Consider the following 24,384-nt stretch of genomic DNA (forward strand, 5'->3'; position numbering starts at 1 on the left):
TTTCCAGCACCATCACTGCTTCCTCGTTGCTGGGCGGCGTCATGAGTGGTTGTGCTTCCACATCTCTCGGCGGACTGTCCAAGGCCGACCAACTCGGTTTGACAGCGTCGCAGGCGGTGGAAGCAATCAGCACCGGTCGACTGTCAGCCGAGGTGTACATGACAACGCTTGTTGCCCAAGCCGAAGAGTTCTCCTACCTCAACAGTCTCATCACGCTGAACAAGGCTGGGGCCCTCGCGGCAGCGAAGGCCGTGGATGCCAAGCGTGCCCGTGGCGAGGAGCTGCCACCGCTGGCGGGCTTGCCGATCGTAGTCAAGGACAACATCAACACAAGCGACCTGCCGACCACGGGGGGAACGCCCGCGCTGCGCGATCTTCGACCCACGGCCAACGCGCCGACCCTCCAGAAGCTCCTTGATGCGGGTGCCATCGTGCTTGGCAAGGCGAACATGCACGAGCTGGCGTTCGGCGCCACCAGCACAAACTTCTCGCCGTTCGCGGGGATGGCGCGCAACCCCTACGATATGACGCGCGTCCCAGGCGGCTCTTCGGGCGGCACGGGAGCGGCGGTCGCCGCGCGGATCGCACCGGCCGGCCTGGGCACCGACACCGGCGGCTCGGTGCGAATCCCGGCATCGTTCTGCGGATTGGCTGGCCTGCGCCCTTCGGTAGGAAACGGAGGTCGGGACCGGCGATACGACGGTACCGGTGTTCTCCCGATCAGCCACACGCGCGACACGATCGGGCCGATAGCCCGGACGATGCAGGACGTCGCGCTGCTCGACGCCGTCATGTGCGGGTCGCCCATTGCGACACCGGTGTCTCTGCCCGGCTTGCGTCTGGGTGTCCCAGCAAGCTTCTGGTCGGGCGTTGACTTCCAGGTTGCCGCAGTCATGGAACGCGCGAAGGCGCGATTGCTCTCGGCCGGCGTCGTCCTGGTCGATGTCGACACGGTGGGGCTGGCGGAGCTCAACGCCAAGGCAGCGTTCCCGATCGCTTTGCATGAAGCGCACGAAGACATCCCGAAGTACCTTGCCGCAACCGGCGCAAAGGGAATCACGCTGGCAGACATCGGCGCCAAAGTCGCAAGTCCCGATGTCAAGGGCGCCATGGGCGCCGTGGTGAGCGATGCCGCCGGCGCCGAATACGACGCTGCAATCAGGATCTATCGTCCGCGCATGCAGACGCTCTATGCCCGCTATTTCGCGGACAGCCGGCTGGACGGGATAATTTTCCCGACCACGATCGTGCCGGCTCCAGTGATCGATCCGGTGAACGGATCTTCGAGGATTTCGGTCAACGGCGGCGCGCTCGTCGACACGTTCGGCACCTCGATCCGCAACACCGACCCTGGCAGCACAACCGGGATCCCCGGTATCACCTTGCCGGCAGGTCTGACCCCCGCGGGTCTGCCGGTCGGATTGGCGATCGATGGCCCCATTGGCAGCGACCGCAAGCTGGTCGGCATCGGGATGTCCATGGAGACCTTGCTCGGTGTGTTGCCGCCGCCAAACATTTCACAGATGAAGTCGTCATGAAAATTTCGATAGTTGGCGCAGGCGCCATGGGGTCCCTGTTCGGTGGCTTGCTCGCCGAATCAAGCAACGAAGTCACGCTGATAGACGTGAACGACGCGCACATCGGAGCCATCCGCGCCAAGGGGCTTCGCCTGGCCACCGACGGTGGAGATCGGCAGGTCACGGTGCTCAAGGCGCTGCGGCCGGAAGATGCCGCTGATCTTCCTGACCTGCTCCTGGTGCTCACCAAGACGCTGCACACCAGTGCGGCCCTGTCCGGTGTGCGGCATCTGATCGGACCCAACGTGCATGTGCTGTCGCTGCAAAACGGCTTGGGCAATGTCGAGAAGATCGCCGGGTTCGCGTCACCGGAGCGCATCCTGATCGGGGTCACCACATGGCCGGCGGACATGGTCGGCCCCGGCCACGTGCACTCGCACGGCAAGGGCGTCGTGCGGCTCATGGCGGCCGACGGAATCGAGCGCCCCTTTGTTTCCCAAGTGTCAGAGGTGCTCACGAAGGCCGGGCTCGATTGCACCTCGGACCGCACCGTGTGGGCGGCGATCTGGGAGAAGGTGGCGTTCAACGCAGCGCTGAACAGCATCTGCGCCGTCTCCGGGTGCACGGTCGATGAACTCGGCAAGGTAGCCGACGGCAGTCGCCTTGCAAACGACGTCGTCACGGAAGTGCTGTCCGTCGCATTGCGGATGGGCATAGACGTGGACCCTGCCAAATGCCGGGCCAATGTGGCGAGCGCCATTGCGCAACACATCGGGCACAAACCATCCATGCTGCAGGACATCCTGGCAGGGCGCCGCACCGAGGTCGAGAGCATCAATGGCGCGGTCGTGGCGGCGGCCGGTCGCCTGAGCATCGAACTGCCTGTCACGGAGACATTGCTGTCGCTCGTGCGCCTCGCGGAAGTGCGCGCCATCGCCTGACACCGCGATCGATACAAAACGCTCACTGGACCCTCGTGTAAATCTCATGTTGTTGAACATCGAAGACTATCGGCGCAGAGCCCGCTCGGTGCTGCCGCGATTCGTCTATGACTACATCGAAGGATCTGCCGACGATGGACATTGCATGCGTCGAAACGCAGGCGATCTGGCGGCTATCGAACTCACGCCGCGCGTGCTGCGCGACACCACGCAGGTCGATACGTCGGTCGAGGTCTTCGGCCGGAAATGGGCATTGCCTTTCGGCATTGCGCCTACCGGGCTCAACGGCCTGGTTCGGCCGGAGGGCGATCGCCTGCTGGCGAGCGCGGCCGCCGGTGCGGGGATTCCTTTTTCACTGTCGACCGCCTCCAACATGCGACTGGAGGATGTACGCGCGGCCGCCCCGGGCGGCACGCAGTGGATGCAGCTGTACGTCATGCACCGCGAGATGGCGAGCCAGATCGTCGAGCGTGCCCAAAAGGATGATTACCAGGCGTTGGTGCTGACCGTGGACGTTCCCGTCAGCGGCAACCGCGAACTCGACATGCGCAACGGATTCCGCATGCCGTTTCGGCCAACACCCCGCCTGGCCTGGGATCTGGTGAGTCACCCCAGGTGGTCGCTTCGGATGGCCCCGCACGGCGCGCCGGACTTCGCCAATCTGACGCCGTCCGGAAGCGGCGCGGGTTCGACCAGCATGCAAGCCGCGTTGCTGGCTCGCGCCATGGACCGGTCGCTCGTCTGGGAATCCCTGGCGTGGCTTCGTGGATTGTGGAAGGGGCCACTCCTTCTCAAGGGCGTGCTCCATGCGGACGATGCACGCATGGCCGTCGACCATGGCATCGATGGCCTGATCGTGTCGAACCATGGCGGCCGCCAGAACGATGCGTCGCCTTCGGCGATCTCGGCGCTGCCGCGTGTCGTGCGTGCCGTCGACGGACGCATCCCCGTGTTCATGGACGGCGGAATTCGTCGGGGCGGCGACGTCGCAAAGGTCCTGGCCCTGGGTGCAACGGCTGTGTTCGTGGGCCGGCCCACGCTTTACGGCTTGGCGGTGGGCGGGCAACAGGGCGCGACAGCCGTCCTGAAAATCCTGGCCGACGAACTTGTCCGCAGCATGACCCTGCTCGGCGCGACAACCGTGCGCGATCTGCCCGGCTCGCCGAACGGCCGGTAACGCCTCAGGCAGTCAAGGCGGTGCCGCTTGCGCGGTACGCGCGGGGCGACAGGTCGAACCGTTGCCGGAATGCCCGGCTGAAGTGGCTCAGGTCGTTGAACCCGTGCGCCATCGCGATCGCGGAGATGCCGAGGCCGGCGCGCGCCGGATCTTGCAGATCGGTCGCTGCGCGTTCCAGGCGCCGGCGCCAGATGTAGCGCGTCAACGATGTGTTCTCGGCTTCGAACAATTTGTTGATATACCGCGGCGACAAATTCAATGCAGTGCTCACCATGGACGTGCCGAGTTCGCACACGTCGAGATTGCGCTCCACGAAGTCCCTCACGCGCATCAATGCGGTGGCCCGGTATTCCGAGAGCGGCAGCGGTGAGGCCAGGATGACCTCGTCCAGGGCGGCAGACAGCAATTCGGTGAAGTTCCTGACCACTTTTTCCGATGTGGCCGGCTCGAGAAGAGAGGCCTGCTTGCTGAAACTGACCAGGTACCCAAAGAGGATCGGGCACATCTGGCTCGATTCCGCCAGGTTTCTCGCGGTGATGCGATGGATGCTCGCGGCCCGGTGCGCGATGGCCGAATGCGCGAGCTTGATCGTGATGAGCTTGAACGCGTCGTCGAATCTGAGCGAATAAGGGCGCTGTGCATCGCAGACGGCACCATCGCCAGCTCTCAACACGACGCTTCTTCCGTCCTGCTCCGCCAAGGCGGTGCCCGAGAGCACGAAGTTGAAGATCAGCGACTCTTCGCCGCAACGCGATATGGCCGAAGGCTGACGCGAGACGCGATGCGCGGAAGCTTCGATCTGGACAACGCTCAAACCTTCAAGGATCGATCCCCTTACGGACGCCTCGAAGGCCGTTCCGTCCATGGGCCTGCATTCCAGGTCGACCAATGCACGGCACACGACCTCCTGCCAGTAGACGAATTTGTCGTGCTGATCGAAGTCGGCAGTGGAAGCGAGGATCGAGGTGGCAGTTGAGGTCGACATGGCGGCCCGCCTGGGGCTGACGTTGCACTTGCTAGGTGCCCGGGCAGCGCAGGCCCGGTGCATTCATCCGGATCTCCGGAGTCTGATCGAAATCACGCAAGGTTGATGCCAAGAAAACCCTAGGTCACTCCACGGTGGCGCGCGTCTGTAGCCCCTGGGAAGGGCCGTTCCAGTCAACTTTTCTGGCCTAGCCAACAAAGTCGCGCGTGCCGGAAAAAAGGAAAGTTGGGCAGGCCTTCGCGGAGGGCTGTAACCGCAACGGAGCGCACTTTGAAGACATCGACTCACATGCAGAACGCCAGCTACACCGGCCTCCTTGGCAACCGTCGCCAGTTGCTTCGCGGCGCGGCGGCGCTGGGTGCGGTAGCGGCTCTTGGCCAGGCCAGTTCGGCTTGGGCGGCCGATAAGGACACGATCAAGATCGGCTACATCAGCCCGAAGACGGGTCCTTTCTCGCCGTTTGCCGAGGCCGACGACTTCATCCTCGATCAGGTGCGCAAGTCGCTTGCGGACGGGCTGACCGTCGGCGGCAAGAAATACAAGGTCGAGATCCTGGCGCGCGACGACCAGAGCAGCCCGGACCGGCAGTCCAACCTGGCGGCCGAGCTCATCAACAAGGAGAACATCGACCTCATGCTGGCGCAGGTGTCGATCGGTCCCAACGCATCGCAGCAATGCGAACTCAATGGCGTCCCCTGCATCTCGACGGTAGGTCCGTGGCAAGCGTGGCTGTTCCCGCTCAAGGGCGATCCGGCCAAGGGTTTCAAGAGCGTCTTCCACTTCTTCTGGGGCCTTGAAGACATCGCCGACGTGTACCTCGACATCTGGTCCAACGTGCCGTCGAACAAGGTCGTCGGATCGGTCTTCAGCAACGACGTGCCAGGCAACGCCATGGGCGATATGAAGCTTGGCATGCCCGGCGCCTTTGCCAAGGCAGGCTACAAGATCGTGGACATCGGGCGGTTCCCCGCCGGCGCCGACGACTTTTCCTCCTACATCCAGGCCTTCAAGAAAGACAACGTCGAGATCGTTACCGGCCTGTTCAATCCGCCCGAGTGGGCTTCGTTCGTCAAGCAGTCCGCGCAAATGAACTTCAAGCCGAAGGTCGCGACTGTGGCCAAGGCTCTGCTTTTCCCCGGTGGGGTCGCTGCACTCGGCCCGCGTGCCGACGGCATGTCCACCGAGATCTGGTGGACGCCCGCCTATCCGTTCAAGTCGAGCCTCACCGGCCAGACGGCCAACCAGTTTGCCGATGCCTATACCACCGCCACGAAGCGCGAGTGGACGCAGCCATTGGGCGTCGTTCACGCGCTGTTCGAAGCTGGAATCCAGGCGCTCAAGGCCAGTGGCGACCCCAAGGACCCGGTCAAGGTGGCCAACGCTGTGCGCGTGATGAAACACGACACCATCATTGGCAGGCTCGACTTCGCATCGAGCGGTATCAAGAACGTCTCCAAGATTCGTGTCGTCGGGGGGCAATGGCGAGTGAACGCCGCAGGCAAGCCGGAGCTCTTCATCACGAACAACAAGACAGCACCGGAGATTCCCGTGCAGCGCAAGTTCGAACTCCTGAAGCTGGCCTGAGGAACTGCCATGCTGCTCGAATTGCGCGACGCAACCAAGCGCTACGGCGACATGGTTGTCATCCCGAAACTCTCGCTTTCCGTAGCGGACGGCGAATTCATCGGCGTGATCGGTCCCAACGGCGCAGGTAAGAGCACCATGTTCGGGCTCATTTCCGGAAGCACGCGCTGTGACAGCGGCAGCGTGCTTCTCGACGGCATGGACGTCACCACGATGGATGCAGCGCAGCGATGCCGTGCCGGCATCGGGCGCACCTTCCAGATTCCGCAGCCGTTCGAAGGCATGACCGCCTATGAAAACGCGTTGGTCGCCGCGACCTTCGGCAGCAGCGGGAACGGGAGTGCCGCACAGTCATTGGCGGTCGACGCGATCGAACGCTGCGGCCTCGCTCCCGTCGCGAACAAGCTGGCAGGCACGCTCACGCTGCTTCAGCGAAAACGTCTCGAGCTTGCGCGTGCGATCGCCACGCAGCCACGCCTGCTGCTGCTCGACGAGGTGGCCGGAGGGCTGACCGACGGCGAGATGCAGCAGCTGCTGCAGCTGATCGTCACGATTCATCAAAGCGGCGTCACCGTTCTCTGGATCGAGCATCTGGTGCATGCCCTGGTTTCGGCGGCGGATCGTCTTGTGGTGCTTGCAAGCGGTGCCGTCATTTGTGATGGCGACCCCAGGTCGGTCATGGACGACCAGACTGTGCGGGACACATACCTCGGCTCCGACATTGGCGAGGAGGTCGACCGTGCTGCGCACTGAACGACTCGATGCGTACTACGGCCTGTTCCAGGCGTTGTTCGGTCTCACATTCGAGGTCAAGCCGGGGGAAACCGTGGCCTTGATCGGATCGAACGGTGCGGGCAAATCGACGCTGCTTCGTTCGATCGTCGGTTCGGTCCGCGCACGCCCCGACGGGGTTCTGCTCGACGGCCGGCCCGCGGGCGGCGACCCGGAGCGCAAGCAGCTCGATCGCGGCATCGCACTGGTGCCGGAAGGCCGACGGTTGTTTCCCAGCCTGACGGTTCGTGAAAACCTTCAGCTGGCCATGCGCAATGGACGCAAGGGGCCATGGACCATCGAGCGCCTGATGAAGGAATTTCCGGTGATGGAAGCATTTCAGCATCGCCCGGCGACCGCCTTGTCGGGCGGTCAGCAGCAACTCGTGGCGCTCTCGCGCGCGCTGGTCTGCAACCCCAGCTATCTGCTGTGCGACGAGATCTCGCTGGGCCTGTCTCCGGTTGCCGTCAACGAGGTTTACGAACTCCTGGGGCGGGCCCGCAGCGATGGCCTGGCCGTCGTGCTGGTGGAGCAGAACGTCAAGCGCGCGCTTTCCGAATCCGATCGCTTCTATTGCATCCAGAAGGGGCGCGTGGTGCTGGAAGGAACGTCCGAGCATGCGGACCATGCGCAAGTTGCCCAAGCCTACTTTGGAATCTGACATGCAAGCATTTATCGAGACCATCGCAGGCGGGCTGATGCTCGGTGCGCTCTATGCCCTTTTCGGACTGGGACTCAGCCTGAGCCTCGGCGTCATGAAGATGATCAACATCGCGCACGGCGATCTGATCGTGCTGGGGGCTTATTTGTGCAGCACCGTGATGCAAGCCCTGGGCGTCGGTCCGTTTCTCTCGTTGCTCGCGGTGGTTCCCATGATGTTCGTCATCGGCTATGTGCTGCAACGGGTCTTGCTCAATCGCGTGGTCGGCAGGGGAGCGCTTTCGCCGCTGCTGCTGACGTTCGGCCTCTCGATCGTCGTGCAGAACGTCCTGCAGGAGGTCTACACGGCCGATACGCGCAGTCTTCAGGCTGGCGAGTTTGCCTTGCGGGGCTTCGATCTGGGCGGCGTGTCGATAGGGCTGCTGCCGCTCGCCTCGACATTGATCAGCGTGGCCATCTTTGCGGGCACCAGCTGGTTGATCGGTCACTCCCATCTGGGACGGCAGGCGCGCGCCGTCGCGGACGACCCCGGCACCGCGCGTCTGGTTGGCGTCAATGACCGCAACTTCTTCGCGCTGGTCACCGGCTTTGTCCTCGCCGTGATCGCGCTGGCGTCGGTGATGTACGGCATCAGGACGCCGTTTTCCCCGACGGCGGGGCCCGAGCGCCTGCTGTACTCGTTCGAGGCCGTTGTGCTCGGCGGCCTTGGCAACGTCTGGGGCACGTTCGTCGGGGGATTGGTCATCGGCGTGGCACAGCTTCTTGGTGCCAAGGTGTCGTCGGGGCTTGGCCCCTTCTTCGGACACCTGGTCTTCTTGATCGCGCTGCTGGCACGGCCGCAAGGGCTTTTTGGAAAGGGTTCCCGATGAACTCGGTCGCATTGATGGACGGAGCACGGCGCCGCAAAGCGGGGAGGGCGGCAGTTGGCTTCGCCGTGCTCGTCGTGCTGGGTGCCTTGGCTTTGGCGCCGTGGTTCACGAGCTTCGCAACGCAACGTCTCCTTGTGGAGATCTTCACCGTCTTCGCGATGGCCCTGGCCTGGAATCTCCTCGCAGGCTACGGCGGGCTGGTCGTCGTGGGGCACCAGATGTTCGTCGGCGTGGGGGCTTACGCTCTTTTCGCCCTTTCCAACAGGTTGGGAATCAACCCCTGGGTGATGCTGCCGCTGGCAGCGGCGTCGACTGCGCTTTTCGCGTTGCTGAGCGCACTGCCGATGTTTCGGCTCAGCGGCGCCCACTTTGCGGTAGGCACGTGGGTTCTTGCGGAGATGCTGCGAATCCTGACGCTCAATAGCGAATGGCTGGGAGCCGGGGGCGGCATGCCGCTCGAAGCACTCGCAAGCTTCGATCGTTGGACTCGCAACGCGGGTGTCTATTGGTCGGCGCTGATCACGGGCGTTGGCGCACTCGTGATCGCGCGCCTGATGCTCAGGGGCAAGCTGGGCCTGGCGCTGATGAGCGTGCGGGATTCGGAGGCTGCTGCGGCCGCATCCGGCGTTTCGATCCAGCGGGCCAAGCTTGCGCTCTGGGTCATCGCGGGATCCATCACCGGACTCGCGGGAGCTGTGGCCTACATGAACACGCTGCAGGTGACGCCGGACGCGACCTTCTCGTTGAACTGGTCCGCCGCTGCCATCTTCATTGCAGTCCTGGGGGGTATCGGAACATTGGAAGGCCCGATCCTGGGAACGATCCTTTACTTCCTCTTGCGCGAGTCCTTCGCCAGCTATGGCTCGTGGTATTTCATCGGTCTCGGCTCGTTGGCCATTGCCACCATGGTGTTTGCACCCGGCGGCGCCTGGAGTCTCGTCACCCGGCGATGGGCCATCGATCCTTTTGGCGTGCGACGCGACATGCCTCGCCGCTGACCTCATCTCCCCCTTACTTCAGTTCACTTCCGGTCAAGGAAATCCAGATGTCCGAAACAGCATTCAAGGTCGCCGTCGTCCAGGCTTCCCCAGTCTTTCTCGACGCGCGGGCGTCAACGCAAAAAGCCATCGGCCTCATTGCCGAAGCAGGTGCAAACGGCGCCAAGCTCGTGGCCTTTCCCGAAGTCTTCATTCCGGGCTACCCGTGGTGGCTGTGGCTCGGCACGCCTGCATGGGGAATGCAGTTCGTCTCCAGATACCACGCGAATTCGCTTCGAGCTGACGGACCGGAACTCGCAGCAATCGCCGCGGCTGCCAAGAGGTCGGATATCAATGTTGTGATCGGTTTTTCCGAAATCGAGGGTGGCTCCCTGTACCTCAGCCAGGCGCTCATCAGTGACAAGGGCGAGATGGTGTTCAAGCGCCGAAAGCTGAAACCCACGCACGTCGAGCGCACGTTGTTCGGCGAGGGCGATGGCTCGGACTTCCAGGTCGCCGACAGCAGCGTCGGCCGGCTGGGTGCATTGTGTTGCGCAGAACACATCCAACCGCTCTCCAAGTACGCGATGTACTCGATGCACGAGCAGGTGCACGTCGCGTCCTGGCCGTCGTTCACGCTGTACCGCGGCAAAGCCTTTGCGCTTGGCCATGAGGTCAATCTGGCCGCCAGTCAGATTTACGCGCTCGAAGGGGGATGCTATGTGCTTCATTCCTGCGCCGTCACCGGACAAGACATGTTCGACGTGTTGTGCGATACGCCCGAGCGAGCGGAACTGCTCAATGCCGACGGAGGCAAGCCTGGTGGCGGTTACTCGATGATCTTCGGACCGGACGGACAGCCCTTAGTGGCGCACATGCCTCAGGACCAGGAGGGCCTGCTCTACGCAGAGCTCGATCTCGCCGACATTGCAGTTGCCAAAGCCGCCTATGACCCATCAGGTCACTACGCTCGCGGCGACGTTGTACGCCTCATGGTCAACAAGAATCCACGCCGGACGAGCATCAGTTTTGGTGAAGGCGTAACCGACGGGGACCAATGGACAGAAGCAAAGGTCGATTGATTGACTTTCCGGCGTCGGACTCCCCAGGCGCCTGTGACTCAACATGCGTTACGAAAAGCCTTCGCAGGCGCATCTCGTAGGTGAGATGGTTTTGCAGACGCTGAAACAAGGGAAAGGCGCACGAGGCACCGGAGCCTGGACTTGCACCACTCGCCGTACTGGGCGTTTTCAGTTGAGCTTGCTCCTAAAGCCGAAGCCAAACGAGTTCTGCTTCGACTTCTTGCCCCCCGGCGGAGGCTCTTCGCGATAGTTCTTCATACCCGCGCTACGGTTGGACACTCATCGTGCTCGACCGGGCGCTCGTTCGTGTGGAAATGCAGATTACCAAAGCTGGAAAGAAATATTGTGATCACGTCGACATCCGCATCAATCCTGGCCTTCCTATAGACCTCGCTGAGGTTGTCCGTGACGAAGATCGAGATCTGCCCAGCCGCTGTCGTTTCGACCCAGTAGAACCGAAGAGCAACTCTTCGGCCGCTACAGGTGTGCGCAGCAATGATGGAGCCGATCGCTGCTTCCAATGCAGCGCAAGCTGCTGAGGGTGCCGGCCAGAGCTGTTGATTCTCCATCGTTGGAAATGGTCGGGAGGATTCCGCAACCCCGACGCCCAAAAGCATTCCTATTGACGCCCGGCAACCGCCATTCCTCCCGAGCTTCGTCCATCAAGCTGACACGCCGCATTGCGATCATCTCCAGGTGTCAAAGGCATCGCATTGGAGAGAAAAATGGCCGCAGGGAACCTCAAGAAGACAAACCTGCGCTTGCGGCTGCAGCAGGGATTCACGCTCATCGAAATCATGGTCGTGCTGGTCATCATGGGTGTCCTCGCAGCACTGATCGTCCCCAATTTGATGGGGCGCCCGGATCAGGCGCGGGCATCGGCGGCACGCCAGGATGTGGGCGCGCTCATGCAGGCGCTCAAGCTGTACCGTCTTGATAACGGCGAGTATCCGAGTGCGGCCCAGGGGCTGCGGGCACTGGTCGAAAAACCAACTTCGGGCAAGGTTCCTCTGAACTGGCGCAGCTATCTGGAGCGCCTGCCCAGCGATCCCTGGGGAAAGGCATACCAGTACCTCAACCCTGGCACCAACGGAGAAATCGATGTGTTCTCGCTCGGTGCCGATGGGGAGCCGGGCGGAGAGAAAGCCAACGCCGACATCGGTTCCTGGCAGCTGTAGGCCGCCTCATGTGTGGAATCTGGGGGAAGCCCGCGGGCCTGCGGCGGCGGCTTTGCTTGTGGACAGGTCATGCGCAGCAAGGCATGGCCGTTGTCAGCATGCTCCTGGTGGTTGCCGTGATCGCAGTGCTTGCGGCGGCATTGCTCGGAAGGCAGACCGCAGCCATTCGCGCTGTTCAGACAGAGCAGACCCGGGCCCAGGCCCGGTGGCTGCTTCGCGGCGAGATCAGTCGCGCACAACTCGTACTGCGTTCGGCGGCTCAGCGTGAAACCGTCACCCGCCTCGATGGCCCATGGAGCCTTCCCGTGATTGGAAAAGTCCTCGGTCAGATCGAGGGAGCACCCGCGCATGTATTCACGGAGATCACCGATGAGCAGTCCAAATTCAATCTCCGCAATCTTGTGAGCTCGGGGCAAGCCGACCGGGGCGAAGCTGCAGCGTTCTTGCGGTTGTGCGCGATGGTGGGGGTGTCACCGGACCAGGCCGGCCGTATTGCCAGGCGGGTGGCCGTGAGCCTGGTTGAAGCCGATCGGCAGTCGAGTACGCTCGTCACTGCATCGGAGACCAAGGCAGCACCGGAGGCTTCGCAGCAACTGGGGCTTGCAAGCCTGCCCGCGCGGGAGCAGGCGCCACGTTTGCGCGCAATCGAAGACTTGCTTGCCGTTCCTGGCGTCGATGCCGGCAGCGTCGCGCGCTTGCGCCCGTTCGTGACGGTGCTGCCGCAGCGGACCTGGATCAATGCAAACACCGCAAAAGCCGAGGTGCTGGCCGCCTGGGTGCCCGGACTCGAGCTCGACCGCGCCCGCGCGTTGCTCCAGGCGCGCGACAACGGGCAGTGGTTCGTCAATCGCGGCGACTTTGCCAACAGACTTCAGATGCCTCAGATCGACGAGACCGAAATCCTCGTCGGAATAACCAGTCAGTGGTTCCGCATTTCCAGTGCCTTGCAGATGTCACACACAACGCTTCTGATGCAGGCACTGGTGCACGACGACAAGGAAGTTCTGCCCCAGGTGATCTGGCTAAGAGAGGGCGCCTGAGATGATGCGGGTCGATCTACTGCGGCTGATGCTGCCGCCCGCGCGACATGGAGGCGTGTCATCCGTGCGATGCGCATGGCGCACGCCGCAGGGTGCATGGCAAAGCGAAACGTTCGAAAGCGTAGGACTGATCGCCGCGCAATTCGAGCCCAAGCGCGTCGAGGTTTGTCCGCATCCGGCCGATGTCGCGATGACGGACATCGAACTGCCACCTCTGCCGGTCAAGCGGCAGCGCATCGCGGTGCTTGGCGTCGTCGAGCTGCTGGCACTCACCGCCCTGAAGAACCTCACAGTGGGATTCGGTCCGCGCACCGACAAGGGCACGGTGCCGGTGGCCTGGATGAGCGCCGACGTTCTATCGGCGTGCCTGCGGGAGCTGCACAGGCATGGCCTGCCTGTGCATGCGGTGCTGCCGCCGCCGGCCTTCCTGCCTGACCCGGAAGATGAATCCTGGGTCGAAGGAACAGTGGCCGCGATCTACGTAGACGACTGGGCGGTCGTGCGGACCGGCACCGATGGGGGTGCCTTGCATCCCGGGCCCGCGGAGCGCGCGGATCTGGCCCAGATGGAGGCGAAACTGCAGCCTCTTCTGCCCGACTCGCCTCGGCTGCATTGGCTGCAGGTCGACGAGGCAGTCGATCCAGACCACGATCAAGTGCCTGTTGCCTGGACGGGAACCGGATGGAGCTGGGCGCTACCCGCGGGCAAGACTTCGGCCCAAGGGGCTGCTCATCGCTGGCTGCGCCCGGCGGTCGGCTGGGCCGGGGTGACGGTCGTGGCGTGGTTGCTGGGCCTCAATCTCTATGCGTCGCAGGTCGCCGCGGAAGGACAGGCGTTGACGCGTCAGATGGCGGCGCAGGTCAAGGCTGCCTTCCCCGACGTTTCGGTCGTTCTCAATCCGTTGCAACAAGCGCGGCAGCTGCGCGATGCGCGGAACAAGGCGGGCGCCGGCAATGTCGAAGTGGCGGACTTCGGCGCGCTTGCGCGTGCGTCCGCAGCGCTGCTGACCCAGGCCGAGGGGCAGGTGCAGAGCCTCGATTTCGAAGATGGGCAGTTGCACGTCCGGTGGAGAGAGGGGGCCAGGCCCGGCACGGACGAATTGAAGGCCCTGCAGGGACGAGCCCAGGAGCTGGGTCTGGCGGTGCAGCCCGAGGACGGTGGACTGCGCATGCAAGCCGCCTCCGAGAAGAAGAGCGACAACGTTGCGCCTCCCGCTGCAGCCGCGCCACGGCCTCCCGCTACGGGAGCAACACGATGAGCGGCAGGGCGAGCGCACTGCGTTCCCTGCGGTTGCCGGGGCACAGGCGCGCGGCCGCTATGCCCTGGCATGGATGGGTTGCGCAGCTTCAAGCACGCACGCAGCCGATCCTCGAGCAGGTACAGAGCCGCTGGCGTGGACTGTCGCAGCGCGAGCGCAACCAGATCGCAGGGATGATCGCTGTCGTGGTCATGGCCCTTGTCTGGCTGTTGCTGACCAAGCCGGCCCTGGACACGCTGGGGCACTGGGACAACGAGTTGCCCCGTTTGCGCTCGCAGGCCGCAGCGCTCAAGGACGTGTTGGCCGATGTCGGCAGTCCCTCGGCGGCGCCCAGCGATTCGTCGCTGGACACCGCCAGTCGTGTACGGGCAAGCCTGGATGCCGGTGGCTTGGCTGACGGATACCAGTTGCGCGAGGTTGACTCCGCATTGCAAATCGAATTCGAACGCTCCGCCGATGCCTCGCGGGTGATGGCCTGGCTGCTCAGTGCACCAGCCTCGCTGGGGATGACGGTGCAGAAAGCCACGCTGCAACGGTTCGAGGACGGCGGCTCAGCCGTCCAGAAGAACCATGTCCGGGCCAAGGCAACGATGGTGGCGCGACAGAAACCAGGAAACGGATCATGACGCGAGCCACTGCGGCGCAATCGGGAAGGCGCTATGCGCTTGTGTGCACTCTGGCCCTGGCGGGCTGTGCCACCGCCACGACGGCCACCACGGACGAACCCCTGTTTCGGGAAGGAACCTACGTTCCGAGTTCGGGGGCGAACACCGGTGCGGCGGTACAGGCGCAGCCCGTTGCCCAGTCGCCCGTGCCGGGCAAGGCGCCCGCATCGGGCACTGCCGCAAGCGCTGTCCGCCCGGCGGGGCAGGACAGGCGCCCGGCAGCGGAGGCCACGCCCACGCGTCGGCCTGCGGCGGGAGCCGAAGAAAAAGCGGTGATGAACTTCGTCGATGCGGACATCCAGTCCGTGATCTCCGCACTGTCCCGATTCCTGGGCCGCAATTTCCTGATGGATCCGCGTGTCAAGGGCCAGATCACCCTGGTCTCCGATGGCGAGATTCCCTCGGCGACGGCTTACGACATGCTGGTTTCCGCCTTGCGTATGCGTGGCTTCACCATCGTGGACGTCGGCAAGGTCAGCCGCGTAGTGCCGGTGGCCGATGCAAAAATGCAAGGAGGCTCCGTCAATTCGAGAGCGCCTGGCGGCGGCGTCGCGACGCGGACTTTCCGGTTGGCCTACGAGAACGCCGAGGCGCTGGTGCCGGTGCTCAAGCCGATGATCGCGCCGGAGAACAGCATCGCGGCTTACGCGGCGAACAACACCCTGGTCATTACCGACTACGTCGACAACCTGGAGCGCATCGCGCGCATTGTCGAGAGCATCGACACGCCGACCTCGCTCGATACCGACCTGGTGAAAGTGTTCAAGGGCGTGGCGGTGGATATCGCGGCACTGGCCAACGAACTGCTCCAGGGCGGGGGCAACGAGACCCGGCGCGACATCGTGGTGCTGGCCGATCCGCGCTCGAACAGCGTGATCATCCGCTCGAGCAGCCCGGCGCGTACATCGCTGGCACGCGATCTTGTTGCCAAGCTCGACAACGCGCAGAACGATCCCGGCAATCTCCACGTGGTGTATCTGCGCAATGCGCAGGCGACTTACCTGTCCGGGGTGCTCCGGGGGCTGCTCACCGGCGATTCGGGCGGCACTGCGCTGGGAAGCGGCGACAGTGCCCGGGCTGCACTCGGCTCAGGCGGCATGCTGGGTGGTGCCGGCGCCGCAGGCAGCACGGGCAGCACAGGCAGAGCGGGTTCCTCCACGTCAGGCACCAACGCACGCAGCGGGTCGAACAGCACCAGCGGTGGCAGTGCGAGATTCGGTGCCGGTGGCGGCAGCAACGTCGGCGGCTCGCAGCAGGGCGGCACTGGCAGCGCCGGTGGAGGGACGGCGTTCTCGGCCAACGGCGTGACAGTGCAAGCCGACTCCACCACCAATGCCCTCATCATCGCTGCGCCCGAGCCGATGTATCGCAGTATCCGGCGCGTCATCGACATGCTCGACCAGCGGCGCGCGCAGGTGCTGGTCGAGAGCCTGATCGTCGAGGTCACCGAACAGGACGCGGCGCAACTGGGCGTTCAATGGATGCGCAACAGCGGCCGGTTGACCGGCGGCACCAACCTGGGTGGCGGCACGGGTCTGAACAACAGCGCGACCAACACGATCGACCGGCTTCCGCAGGGGCTCAGCCTGGGCATCGTCGACGGAACCGTGAAGCTGCCCGGCGGGGGCGAGATCATGAATCTCAACTTGCTGGCGCGTGCCTTGCAGACCAAGGGCGGCGTCAACATCCTCTCGACGCCGAACATCCTGACGCTCGACAACGAGGCGGCTTCCATCATCGTCGGCAAGACGGTTCCCTTTGTCAGCGGCCAGTACATCACGCCGGGCGGCGGCGGCTCCGACAACCCGTTCCAGACCGTGACGCGCGAAGACATCGGCCTGCAGCTGAAGATCAGGCCGCAGATCTCCGAAGGCGGAACGGTCAAGCTGGACATCTACCAGGAGGTCTCGAGCATCGACGACCAGAACTCGGGTGTGTCCGGCATCGTGACCAACAAACGGGCGCTGGACACCAGCGTGCTGCTCGACGACGGGCAGATCATGGTTCTGGGCGGATTGTTGGAAGACAGCGTCAACAACGCTGCGGAGTCGGTGCCAGGGCTCGGGGCGATTCCCGTGCTTGGCAACCTGTTCCGGTACGACAAGCGCCAGCGCGTGAAGACGAATCTCATGATCTTCCTGCGGCCCTATGTGATTCGCGACGCCAATGCAGGCCGGGGGCTGACCATGGACCGCTACAACTTCATGCGCACCCAACAAAGCCGGGTGCAACCCGGCAAGCACCTGCTGCTGCCCGACATGGCGGCGCCCATCCTGCCACCGGGCGATGTGCCCGTTGCGGGCCAGCGTCCCAAGCTGGACCTGCGACCGGAGCAGTGGGGCAATACACGCGAGCAGCAAGCGCCTGCCACGCAGACAACAAGCCAGGTGCGCGAACGGCCCGCACAAGGAGAATCGAAGGAGCCCGAAGTACGGTCGCAGTTGCCCTCCAACGTCGGCGTGACCGGAGACCCTGCCGTGCTTTACGCCACGACCGAAAACAACAAGAGCGTGCTGCAGGTGGCCGACGTCTCCCAGCAGGAAGACGCGGTGCGCGTTGCCAGGCGCATTCGCATCAGTGGAATGCCGGCGTACATCGTGACCGGTCCGGGCGGCACGGGCTATGCGGTGCGGGTGGACCTGCCACGCGATTCGCGCTCCGTCGACACGGCCACGGGCGTGCTGCGCGAACTGGGCTATCACCCGGAGATCGTGGTGGCGCCATGAGCTCAGTGCCGAGCCCGGCCCCGATCCTGCCGCATGCCTGGGCGCGCGCCCAGCGCATCGTCGTCTGCAAAGGCGGGGAAGAAGCCATGGAGCTTGCGTTCAGCGCGCGCACGCCAGGTTGGGCCGTGGTCGAAGCGCAGCGCCAGACCAGCATCCATGCACGGCGCGAAGTGTCCGAGGAAGAAATGGATGCGCTGCTGTCCGCCGGCTACGCGGAGACAGGCAGCGCCGCGGCCGTGGTGGGCGCGGCCGAGTCCGAAGTCGATCTCGAGCGGCTGATGCAGGACATTCCTGCCGTGACGGACCTGCTCGACGCACAGGACGATGCCCCGGTCATCCGGATGATCAACGCGCTGCTCGCTCAAGCTGCCCGCGATGGCGCCAGCGACGTGCACTTCGAGGCGTTCGAGACGCATTCGGTGGTGCGTTACCGCGTCGACGGCACGCTGCGCGATGTGGTTTCGCCGCGCAAGGAATTGCATGCTGCGCTGATCTCCCGCATCAAGATCATGTCGCAGCTCGACATCGCCGAAAAACGCATTCCGCAGGACGGGCGCATCACCTTGCGCGTGGGAGGGCGTCCCATCGACGTGCGCGTCTCCACCGTGCCCACCGTGCACGGCGAACGTGCCGTGCTGCGCCTGCTGGAGAAGGATGCCGGCCGGCTGCAGCTTCAGCGCCTGGGTCTGGCGCCCGACACGCTGGAGACGCTCACGCGGCTGATCCGACAGCCGCACGGCATCGTGCTCGTGACGGGCCCCACCGGCAGCGGCAAGACCACCACGCTCTATGCCGCGCTCGGCCAGCTCGACAAGAGCGTGAGCAACATCCTCTCGGTGGAAGACCCTGTCGAATACGACCTGCCTGGCGTCAACCAGATCCCTGTGCACACCAAGATCGGCATGACCTTCGGCGCGGCGTTGCGGGCTGCGCTGCGCCAGGACCCGGACAACATCATGATCGGCGAAATCCGCGACCTGGAGACCGCGCAGATCGCCGTTCAATCGTCGCTCACCGGGCATGGCGTGCTGGCCTCGCTGCACACCAACGACTCGATCTCTGCCGTCACGCGCCTGACCGACATGGGGATCGAGCCCTTCCTCTTGTCTTCGTCGCTCCTGGGCGTGCTCGCCCAGCGGCTGGTGCGGTGCCTGTGTCCGCAATGCAAGCGCGCCGAAACACAACCCGACGGCAGCACTCGCTGGGTGCCCACAGGCTGCGCCCATTGCAATCACTCCGGCTTCAAGGGACGCACCGGCATTCATGAGCTCTTCGTGATCAACGATGAGGTTCGCCGGATCATTCACGATGGTGGCAACGAGCATGCCATGCGCGAGGTCGCTCGCCGCAGCGGCATGCGCACCATGCGCGAGGATGGCCAGCGCTGGGTCGCCGCGGGCGTCAGCACCTCCGAAGAAATCATGCGTGTCACGCGCGATGACGGGTAGGGGAATGCAGCATGCCGCGATTCCACTTTGAAGCCGCCAACCCGACCGGACAGATCGAGGCCGGGACGATGGATGCCGAATCGGTGCGTGCGGTGCGCCTGCAACTGCGCGAACGGGGACTGACGGCGCTGGGCGTTCACGAGACTTCCGGCGGAAGCAGCCTCTCCTGGCTCGGCCCCAGGCTCGGCGCCGCGGACCTGTGCTGGGCCACGCGCGAGCTGGCAAGCCTTTTGGGCGCGCGCTTGCCGCTGGAGTCGGCCTTGATGGCCACCATCGAACAGGCAGAGCAAAAGGTCGTGGCCGATTCGCTTGCCGCGGTGTGCAACCACGTTCGAGGCGGCATGCGCCTGGCCGACGCCTTGGGTGAGCGTCCTCGCGACTTCCCTGCGATCTATCGCGCGTTAGTGAGCGCAGGTGAAGATTCGGGCGATCTGGCGCGCGTGATGGAGCGGCTGGCCGACTACCTGGAGAGCCGGGACAACCTGCGCAGCAAGATGCTCACGGCCTTCATCTATCCCGCGGTCGTTGCCTTCGTCTCGGTGTGCATCGTGATCTTCCTGCTTGGCTATGTGGTGCCGCAGGTTGTCAGTGCGTTCTCCCAGGCGCGCCAGGAATTGCCGATGCTCACGCAAGTCATGCTCGCCGCCAGTGGCTACGTGCGCGAGTGGGGATGGCTCACTGCGTTGGTGATCGCGGGAGCTGTCACCGCATGGCGCTGGTCGCTGCGCGACGATTCGGTGCGCCTTCGCTGGCACAGCTTCCTGCTGAGGGTGCCCATGGTGGGCAAGTATGTGCTGGGCGTGAATACCGCGCGCTTTGCTTCAACGCTGGCCATCCTGATGGATGCGGGGGTGCCATTGCTGCGCGCGCTCGACGCCGCGCGCCAGACGATGGGCAACGATCGGCTCAAGGCATGCGCGAGCGACACCACCGCGCGCGTCAGAGAGGGTGCGCCACTCGCGTCCGCGCTGAAGGTGCAGAAAGTCTTTCCTTCCAACCTGATTCACCTGGTGGCGAGCGGTGAGAAAACCGGTGCCCTCGCGCCCATGCTCGATCGCGCGGCCGCCAATCTCTCGCGCGACCTGGAGCGCCGTGCCACGCGCCTCACGGCGTTGCTGGAGCCGCTGATGATCCTGGGCATGGGGGGCGTGGTGATGCTGATCGTTCTCGCCGTGCTGTTGCCGATCATGGAAATCAACCAGATGGTGCAGTGAAGGGAACGCGACCACGGGGAGAACAAGTTCTCCCGAGTGGTTTCTGCGAGTTCGGGAGGATCAGCCGTTGAAGACCTTCTCTTCGAGCCGAGAAATTTCTTGCTCCGAATATCTTTGCGGTGCATCGTCACACGGGAAAAGTGTGAATCTTCAGGCGATTCAAATTCCATTTAAGCGATTGAGAACTCGGGTGAATATTTGGTCGCACTGGGGGTTCTTGTTCAAAGCGACGTCACCGTCCATATCCAGAATCAATACGTCGTCAGGGCAATGACGATGTGTCGACCCAAAGGGCGACGGGGCGCTATGGAGAACCTTTGGGGTGAGGCGCTCAGAGACCTAGTCAATTTGTTTTAGGGTTTTCAAACTTTTCCAGTTTGCTTAAGGAGCAATTCGATGAAATCGGTTAACTTCAAACTCAATGCACTCTCCGCCATCGTGGCGGCCGGCATGATGGTCGCGGCAGGTGCCGCATCGGCGCAGACGGTGACTTCCGGTGGCGCCACGCTGCCCCAGCCGATGTACACCGACATCTTCACCAACGGCCCCATCACGGGCACCTGGAGCTACGCCGGCACGGGCAGCGGCACCGGCAAGACGGCCTTCCTGACCAACAACTCGGCGCTCTTCAGCACGACCGGCACCGTTCACATCGTCGGCAGCGACTCCGCACTGTCGTCGACCGAACTCAGCACGTACAACGCCGCCTACAACAACGGCGCCAGCTCGACCGTGGCCAACTATGGCCGTCTGGTCCAGGTGCCGGCAGTTGCAACCCCGGTTCTGCTGCCCTACAAGGAAACCGGCCTCACCACGCTGAACCTCACCACCCAGGAAGTCTGCCGCATCTTCTCGTTCGACACCGCTACCCGCACCTGGAACCAGGTGAGCACGGCCGCGGACGACGGCGCCGTGGGCAGCACGACCGCCATCCAGGTGGTCTTCCGCTCCGACAACAGCGGCACGACCGAACTGCTGTCACGCTTCCTGAGTGCAGCTTGCGGCTCGTTCCTGCCCGCCGGCAAGTCATTCACCATTTCCAACAACTTCAAGACGATGGTTGCCACCGCGCTGCCGACCCTGACGGCCGCTCAAGACGCCAACGCCGACGGCATTCCCGATGTGTGGGTCGCCGCTGCAGGCAGCGGCGGTGTCACGACGGCCGTTGCCGTCAATCACCGCTTCGGCTATCTGAGCCCCGATTCGACCTACACGGGTGGTTCGAACAGCGTCGTCGCCCGGATCAACACCTTCCTGCCGACCGCGGCATCCATCCAGGCAGCGCTGCCCGCGCCCCCGGCTGCCGGTGTGGCCCGCAACAACCCGCTGAACTGGGTGCCCGCCTACTCGGTCCCGGCCTCGGCCTACCCGATCTACGGCACCACCAACCTGCTGATCGGTCAGTGCTACGCCGCTGGCGTTGGCGCTGGTACGCCTGGTGGAGCGGTCAAGGGCTTCCTGAACAGCCTGAACAATGGCACCTATGACAGCTACATCACGGCTCACAACTTCGTGAAGCTGCCCGCTGCATGGAACACCGCCATCAAGGACGCCTTCCTGACCGCGGGCAGCTCGCTGGAAATCGGCAATACGTCCGTCTGCAACGGCATCGGCCGTCCGTAAGCCTTGTTGTAGGACTCTGATGTGTCACGGGCCAGCGCGCTCGTGACTCATCTGTCCGACTTGAAGAAGCCATGCAGGTGCTTTCGCGCCTGCATGGCTTGTGAGTTCTTGCCGCCGACCCTTAGCGACGTATCGATGACGTAAGCGAATCGGCAGGCACCTGGAAGCCAGAGACTTCCTTGGCTTTTGCCACTGAGCGCAACAACCATAGAAATCACGACCATGAAACACGGACTACTTCTCGCATCCATCACAGCCGGCCTGATGGCCGCAACCGGCGCTGCATCGGCGCAGACGGTGACTTTCGGTAGCGGCACGCTGCCCTTGTGGATATACGGAGACATCTTCGCCAACGGCCCCATCACGGGAACCTGGGACTACGTCAACGCGGACGGCAAGAAGGCCTTTCTGACCAACAACTCAGCGCTCTTCAGCACGACCGGAACTGTTCATGCCGTCGGCAGCGACTTCGCACTGTCGTCGACTGAACTCAGCACGTATAACGCCGCATACAACAACGGCGCCAGCTCGACCGTGGTCAACTATGGTCGATTGATTCAGGTTCCGGCGGTAGTAGCTGCGGTTCTACTGCCCTACAACGAGCCCGGCATTGCCACGCTGAACCTCACCACCCAGGAAATCTGCCGCATCTTCTCTTTCGACACCGCCGCTCGCACCTGGAACCAGGTGAGCACGGCCGCGGACGATGGCGCCGTGGGCAGCAAGACCGCGATCCAGGTGGTCTTCCGCTCCAACGCCAGCGGCACGACCGAAATACTGTCGCGCTTCCTGAATGCAGCTTGCGGCTCGTTCCTGCCCGTCGGCAAGTCGTTCACCATTTCCAACAACTTCAAGACGATGGTCGCCACCGCGCTGCCGACCTTGACGACCAGTCAAGACGCCAGCGGCGACGGCATTCCCGACGTGTGGATGTCCACTACGAGTGACAGTGGCGTAGTGGCTGCCGTTGCATCAATTCATCGCTTCGGCTATTTGAGCCCAGATACGACATATGTGAGTGGCGCGAACAGCGCTGTTGCCAGAGTCAACGGTTTGCAGCCGACCGTGGCATCCATCCAGGCCGCGCTGCCCGCGCCCCCGGCTGCCGGTGTGGCCCGCAACAATCCGCTGAACTGGGTGCCGGCCTATTCGGTCCCCGCCTCGGCCTACCCGATCTACGGCACCACCAACCTGCTGATCGGTCAGTGCTACGCCCCTGGCGTTGGCACGGGCACGGCTGGCGGAGCGGTCAAGGGCTTCCTGAACAACCTGAACAACGGCACCTATGACAGCTACATCACGGCCCACAACTTCGTGAAGCTGCCCGCTGCATGGAACACCGCCATCAAGGATGCGTTCCTGACCGCGGGCAGCTCGCTGGAAATTGGCAACGCGTCCGTCTGCAATGGCATCGGCCGTCCCTAAGCCTTTGATGGGTCGAGGGCCAGCGCGAGCTTGACCCGTCTTTCCGACCTGGAGCCATGCAGGTGCTTTTGCGCTTGCATGGCTTTTGTATTTCTAGCGTTCCATTGCTGTCTTGCCAACCGGTGCGTTGCCGGCAAGACCCCCGGATCAACATGGCCCAAGTCACTCCAGCGCAATGACCCTTCGGTACTGCATCACCGGCCCAGCGCTGCGGCGCGTGCTCAGCGTGATCTCCAGCCCTGAAGCCGGTGCACGCGCCAGGCCGGCTGCCGGCAGTCGGCGCCAGCCCTGCTCGGGTTCCCATGCACGCACGTCGAACGAATCAATGCCTTCCAGCACGGCCACACGGTCGGCAGATTGCGGTGCCGGAAGCGGGTAGTCGGCAACTGCCGGACCGGCCGCGCGGTAGAGCGTGCCGGACTGTAGCCACCACTGCACGCGTTGCCAGCTTCCAGGCGCGGCGGGCGCCGCGCGCACCAGTTCGATGAGGAACGGCGTCTGGTTCAGGCGGCGCGCGTCCATGCCCACCGGCAACAGTGAGACCGGTATCTGCGGCGGGCTGTCGCGCGGTGCCCCGTCTTTAGGCAACGCATCCATGGCCGCGGACGGCAGCTCGGTCGTCGTGCGCCATGTCAGATCACGCTCGATCTGCTGCAGTGCGCGCATGAGCCGTGCCGTTTCTTCCGTGCGCGCCTGCAGTTGGGTATTGGCGCGGCTCATGCTGTCGAGTCCCCGCCATGCGATCAAACTCAAAACGGCCATGATCACGATGGCGATCATGACTTCGATCAAGGTGAAGCCCGATTGGGGGCGCAGGGGTCTGCGTCTGCCTGTTCTCTTCATCGACGCCTCTCGGGCAACTGCGACTGCAGGTTCGCCAGGCGCTGGTCGCTGTCGCGGCCCAGGTAGACGTCGACCGCGACCGTGCGCATTCCTTCCTGCGAAGGGCCGATCTGCACCCGGCAAACGAAGGGCTGATCCGCCTGGGGGCACGCGACCTGCCGGAGCCCGGAGGACGGCAGCGAATCGATCTGCAACTCGGCCAGGCTGTTCTGTGCGGAGAGCATCGCAAGCGACTTCTGTTCGACCTTGCCCAGGTTGGTGGCGGTCTGGCTCGTGAGGCGCACGAAGGCGGCCAGGGCGATGCTGATGATGGCCAGTGCGATCAGCACCTCGATCAGCGTGAAGCCCCATGGCCGACGTGGGCCGCGGCGTTGATGCGAGAGCCGATGCGGGCGCATGCG

At 63.9% G+C, this 24,384-nt stretch carries 22 protein-coding genes; 18 read left to right on the plus strand and 4 right to left on the minus strand.

Going from position 1 to position 24,384, the window contains the following annotated elements; genetic code table 11:
• Positions 1–41 precede the first annotated feature (41 nt).
• The 3 genes from iaaH to ACZYSP_RS32560 are packed head-to-tail and all read left to right on the plus strand — an operon-like array spanning position 42 to position 3,635.
• Complete coding sequence (iaaH, locus tag ACZYSP_RS32550; RefSeq protein WP_489018746.1) at positions 42–1,538, plus strand: indoleacetamide hydrolase; 1,497 nt, start codon at positions 42–44, stop codon at positions 1,536–1,538.
• Positions 1,535–2,458, plus strand: coding sequence for a ketopantoate reductase family protein (locus tag ACZYSP_RS32555; protein ID WP_489018666.1), 924 nt, complete (start codon positions 1,535–1,537; stop codon positions 2,456–2,458). The genes iaaH and ACZYSP_RS32555 overlap by 4 nt, the downstream gene beginning before the upstream one ends.
• A 46-nt stretch (positions 2,459–2,504) precedes the next feature.
• A complete protein-coding gene (locus ACZYSP_RS32560) occupies positions 2,505–3,635 on the plus strand; it encodes an alpha-hydroxy acid oxidase (RefSeq protein ID WP_489018668.1) in 1,131 nt (376 codons plus the stop codon).
• 4 nt (positions 3,636–3,639) lie between these two features.
• Here ACZYSP_RS32560 and ACZYSP_RS32565 read toward each other — a convergent pair whose 3' ends face one another.
• Entirely contained in the window at positions 3,640–4,620 is a 981-nt protein-coding gene (locus tag ACZYSP_RS32565; RefSeq protein ID WP_354338923.1) for an AraC-like ligand-binding domain-containing protein, read from the minus strand.
• 270 nt (positions 4,621–4,890) lie between these two features.
• Here ACZYSP_RS32565 and ACZYSP_RS32570 point away from each other — a divergent pair, with 270 nt between their 5' ends.
• From ACZYSP_RS32570 to ACZYSP_RS32595, 6 genes are read left to right on the plus strand one after another with little or no spacing between them, the layout of a single operon-like run.
• Positions 4,891–6,204 (plus strand): ABC transporter substrate-binding protein, encoded by a 1,314-nt coding sequence (locus tag ACZYSP_RS32570; protein WP_489018670.1) that lies wholly within the window; start codon positions 4,891–4,893, stop codon positions 6,202–6,204.
• 9 nt (positions 6,205–6,213) lie between these two features.
• Entirely contained in the window at positions 6,214–6,957 is a 744-nt protein-coding gene (locus tag ACZYSP_RS32575) for an ABC transporter ATP-binding protein (RefSeq protein WP_354338919.1), read from the plus strand.
• Complete coding sequence (locus ACZYSP_RS32580) at positions 6,944–7,636, plus strand: ABC transporter ATP-binding protein (protein ID WP_489018673.1); 693 nt, start codon at positions 6,944–6,946, stop codon at positions 7,634–7,636. Before ACZYSP_RS32575 ends, ACZYSP_RS32580 begins: the two co-directional genes overlap by 14 nt.
• 1 nt (position 7,637) lies before the next feature.
• A complete protein-coding gene (locus ACZYSP_RS32585; RefSeq protein ID WP_354401406.1) occupies positions 7,638–8,504 on the plus strand; it encodes a branched-chain amino acid ABC transporter permease in 867 nt (288 codons plus the stop codon).
• Positions 8,501–9,502 carry a branched-chain amino acid ABC transporter permease gene (locus ACZYSP_RS32590; RefSeq protein ID WP_489018676.1) on the plus strand — a complete coding sequence of 334 codons (1,002 nt, stop codon included), beginning with the start codon at positions 8,501–8,503 and terminating at the stop codon, positions 9,500–9,502. Before ACZYSP_RS32585 ends, ACZYSP_RS32590 begins: the two co-directional genes overlap by 4 nt.
• A 47-nt stretch (positions 9,503–9,549) precedes the next feature.
• Positions 9,550–10,563 (plus strand): nitrilase, encoded by a 1,014-nt coding sequence (locus tag ACZYSP_RS32595; RefSeq protein WP_489018678.1) that lies wholly within the window; start codon positions 9,550–9,552, stop codon positions 10,561–10,563.
• Positions 10,564–10,817: 254 nt separating this feature from the next.
• On the opposite strand, the gene ACZYSP_RS32600 is transcribed toward ACZYSP_RS32595, so the two are convergent.
• Positions 10,818–11,132 carry a hypothetical protein gene (locus tag ACZYSP_RS32600; RefSeq protein WP_489018680.1) on the minus strand — a complete coding sequence of 105 codons (315 nt, stop codon included), beginning with the start codon at positions 11,130–11,132 and terminating at the stop codon, positions 10,818–10,820.
• 156 nt (positions 11,133–11,288) lie between these two features.
• Here ACZYSP_RS32600 and gspG point away from each other — a divergent pair, with 156 nt between their 5' ends.
• The 9 genes from gspG to ACZYSP_RS32645 all read left to right on the plus strand — a co-directional run bounded on the left by gspG (position 11,289) and on the right by ACZYSP_RS32645 (position 23,140).
• Positions 11,289–11,741 carry a type II secretion system major pseudopilin GspG gene (gene gspG, locus ACZYSP_RS32605; RefSeq protein WP_489018682.1) on the plus strand — a complete coding sequence of 151 codons (453 nt, stop codon included), beginning with the start codon at positions 11,289–11,291 and terminating at the stop codon, positions 11,739–11,741.
• Between the two features lie 83 nt (positions 11,742–11,824).
• A complete protein-coding gene (gspK, locus tag ACZYSP_RS32610; RefSeq protein WP_489018684.1) occupies positions 11,825–12,781 on the plus strand; it encodes a type II secretion system minor pseudopilin GspK in 957 nt (318 codons plus the stop codon).
• Position 12,782: 1 nt separating this feature from the next.
• Positions 12,783–14,039 carry a type II secretion system protein GspL gene (gene gspL / locus ACZYSP_RS32615; RefSeq protein WP_489018686.1) on the plus strand — a complete coding sequence of 419 codons (1,257 nt, stop codon included), beginning with the start codon at positions 12,783–12,785 and terminating at the stop codon, positions 14,037–14,039.
• A complete protein-coding gene (locus ACZYSP_RS32620) occupies positions 14,036–14,665 on the plus strand; it encodes a type II secretion system protein M (RefSeq protein WP_489018688.1) in 630 nt (209 codons plus the stop codon). Before gspL ends, ACZYSP_RS32620 begins: the two co-directional genes overlap by 4 nt.
• On the plus strand, positions 14,662–17,430 hold the full coding sequence (gspD, locus tag ACZYSP_RS32625) for a type II secretion system secretin GspD (RefSeq protein WP_489018690.1): 2,769 nt from the start codon (positions 14,662–14,664) through the stop codon (positions 17,428–17,430). Before ACZYSP_RS32620 ends, gspD begins: the two co-directional genes overlap by 4 nt.
• The gene (gene gspE, locus ACZYSP_RS32630) at positions 17,427–18,878 is read left to right on the plus strand and encodes a type II secretion system ATPase GspE (protein ID WP_489018692.1); all 1,452 of its coding nucleotides are present in this window, start codon (positions 17,427–17,429) and stop codon (positions 18,876–18,878) included. Before gspD ends, gspE begins: the two co-directional genes overlap by 4 nt.
• Before the next feature lie 11 nt (positions 18,879–18,889).
• A complete protein-coding gene (gspF, locus tag ACZYSP_RS32635) occupies positions 18,890–20,092 on the plus strand; it encodes a type II secretion system inner membrane protein GspF (protein ID WP_489018694.1) in 1,203 nt (400 codons plus the stop codon).
• Positions 20,093–20,488: 396 nt separating this feature from the next.
• Positions 20,489–21,715 carry a substrate-binding domain-containing protein gene (locus ACZYSP_RS32640; RefSeq protein WP_489018696.1) on the plus strand — a complete coding sequence of 409 codons (1,227 nt, stop codon included), beginning with the start codon at positions 20,489–20,491 and terminating at the stop codon, positions 21,713–21,715.
• 264 nt (positions 21,716–21,979) lie between these two features.
• Entirely contained in the window at positions 21,980–23,140 is a 1,161-nt protein-coding gene (locus ACZYSP_RS32645; RefSeq protein ID WP_489018698.1) for a substrate-binding domain-containing protein, read from the plus strand.
• Between the two features lie 162 nt (positions 23,141–23,302).
• Here ACZYSP_RS32645 and ACZYSP_RS32650 read toward each other — a convergent pair whose 3' ends face one another.
• The gene (locus ACZYSP_RS32650; protein WP_489018700.1) at positions 23,303–23,983 is read right to left on the minus strand and encodes a type II secretion system protein GspJ; all 681 of its coding nucleotides are present in this window, start codon (positions 23,981–23,983) and stop codon (positions 23,303–23,305) included.
• The gene (gene gspI / locus ACZYSP_RS32655; RefSeq protein WP_489018702.1) at positions 23,980–24,381 is read right to left on the minus strand and encodes a type II secretion system minor pseudopilin GspI; all 402 of its coding nucleotides are present in this window, start codon (positions 24,379–24,381) and stop codon (positions 23,980–23,982) included. Before gspI ends, ACZYSP_RS32650 begins: the two co-directional genes overlap by 4 nt.
• Positions 24,382–24,384 lie beyond the last annotated feature (3 nt).

It is taken from the genome of Variovorax sp. F042, assembly GCF_057814215.1.

Coding starts and splice junctions, on each gene's coding strand:
- gspL (WP_489018686.1), top strand. CDS start 12,783: ATGATGCGGGTCGATCTACTGCGGCTGATGCTGCCGCCCGCGCGACAT.
- iaaH (WP_489018746.1), top strand. CDS start 42: ATGAGTGGTTGTGCTTCCACATCTCTCGGCGGACTGTCCAAGGCCGAC.
- ACZYSP_RS32590 (WP_489018676.1), top strand. CDS start 8,501: ATGAACTCGGTCGCATTGATGGACGGAGCACGGCGCCGCAAAGCGGGG.
- ACZYSP_RS32640 (WP_489018696.1), top strand. CDS start 20,489: ATGAAATCGGTTAACTTCAAACTCAATGCACTCTCCGCCATCGTGGCG.
- ACZYSP_RS32600 (WP_489018680.1), bottom strand. CDS start 11,132: ATGGAGAATCAACAGCTCTGGCCGGCACCCTCAGCAGCTTGCGCTGCA.
- gspG (WP_489018682.1), top strand. CDS start 11,289: ATGGCCGCAGGGAACCTCAAGAAGACAAACCTGCGCTTGCGGCTGCAG.
- gspF (WP_489018694.1), top strand. CDS start 18,890: ATGCCGCGATTCCACTTTGAAGCCGCCAACCCGACCGGACAGATCGAG.
- ACZYSP_RS32585 (WP_354401406.1), top strand. CDS start 7,638: ATGCAAGCATTTATCGAGACCATCGCAGGCGGGCTGATGCTCGGTGCG.
- ACZYSP_RS32595 (WP_489018678.1), top strand. CDS start 9,550: ATGTCCGAAACAGCATTCAAGGTCGCCGTCGTCCAGGCTTCCCCAGTC.
- ACZYSP_RS32650 (WP_489018700.1), bottom strand. CDS start 23,983: ATGAAGAGAACAGGCAGACGCAGACCCCTGCGCCCCCAATCGGGCTTC.
- gspK (WP_489018684.1), top strand. CDS start 11,825: ATGGCCGTTGTCAGCATGCTCCTGGTGGTTGCCGTGATCGCAGTGCTT.
- ACZYSP_RS32645 (WP_489018698.1), top strand. CDS start 21,980: ATGGCCGCAACCGGCGCTGCATCGGCGCAGACGGTGACTTTCGGTAGC.
- ACZYSP_RS32565 (WP_354338923.1), bottom strand. CDS start 4,620: ATGTCGACCTCAACTGCCACCTCGATCCTCGCTTCCACTGCCGACTTC.
- ACZYSP_RS32575 (WP_354338919.1), top strand. CDS start 6,214: ATGCTGCTCGAATTGCGCGACGCAACCAAGCGCTACGGCGACATGGTT.
- gspE (WP_489018692.1), top strand. CDS start 17,427: ATGAGCTCAGTGCCGAGCCCGGCCCCGATCCTGCCGCATGCCTGGGCG.
- gspI (WP_489018702.1), bottom strand. CDS start 24,381: ATGCGCCCGCATCGGCTCTCGCATCAACGCCGCGGCCCACGTCGGCCA.
- ACZYSP_RS32620 (WP_489018688.1), top strand. CDS start 14,036: ATGAGCGGCAGGGCGAGCGCACTGCGTTCCCTGCGGTTGCCGGGGCAC.
- ACZYSP_RS32560 (WP_489018668.1), top strand. CDS start 2,505: ATGTTGTTGAACATCGAAGACTATCGGCGCAGAGCCCGCTCGGTGCTG.
- gspD (WP_489018690.1), top strand. CDS start 14,662: ATGACGCGAGCCACTGCGGCGCAATCGGGAAGGCGCTATGCGCTTGTG.
- ACZYSP_RS32555 (WP_489018666.1), top strand. CDS start 1,535: ATGAAAATTTCGATAGTTGGCGCAGGCGCCATGGGGTCCCTGTTCGGT.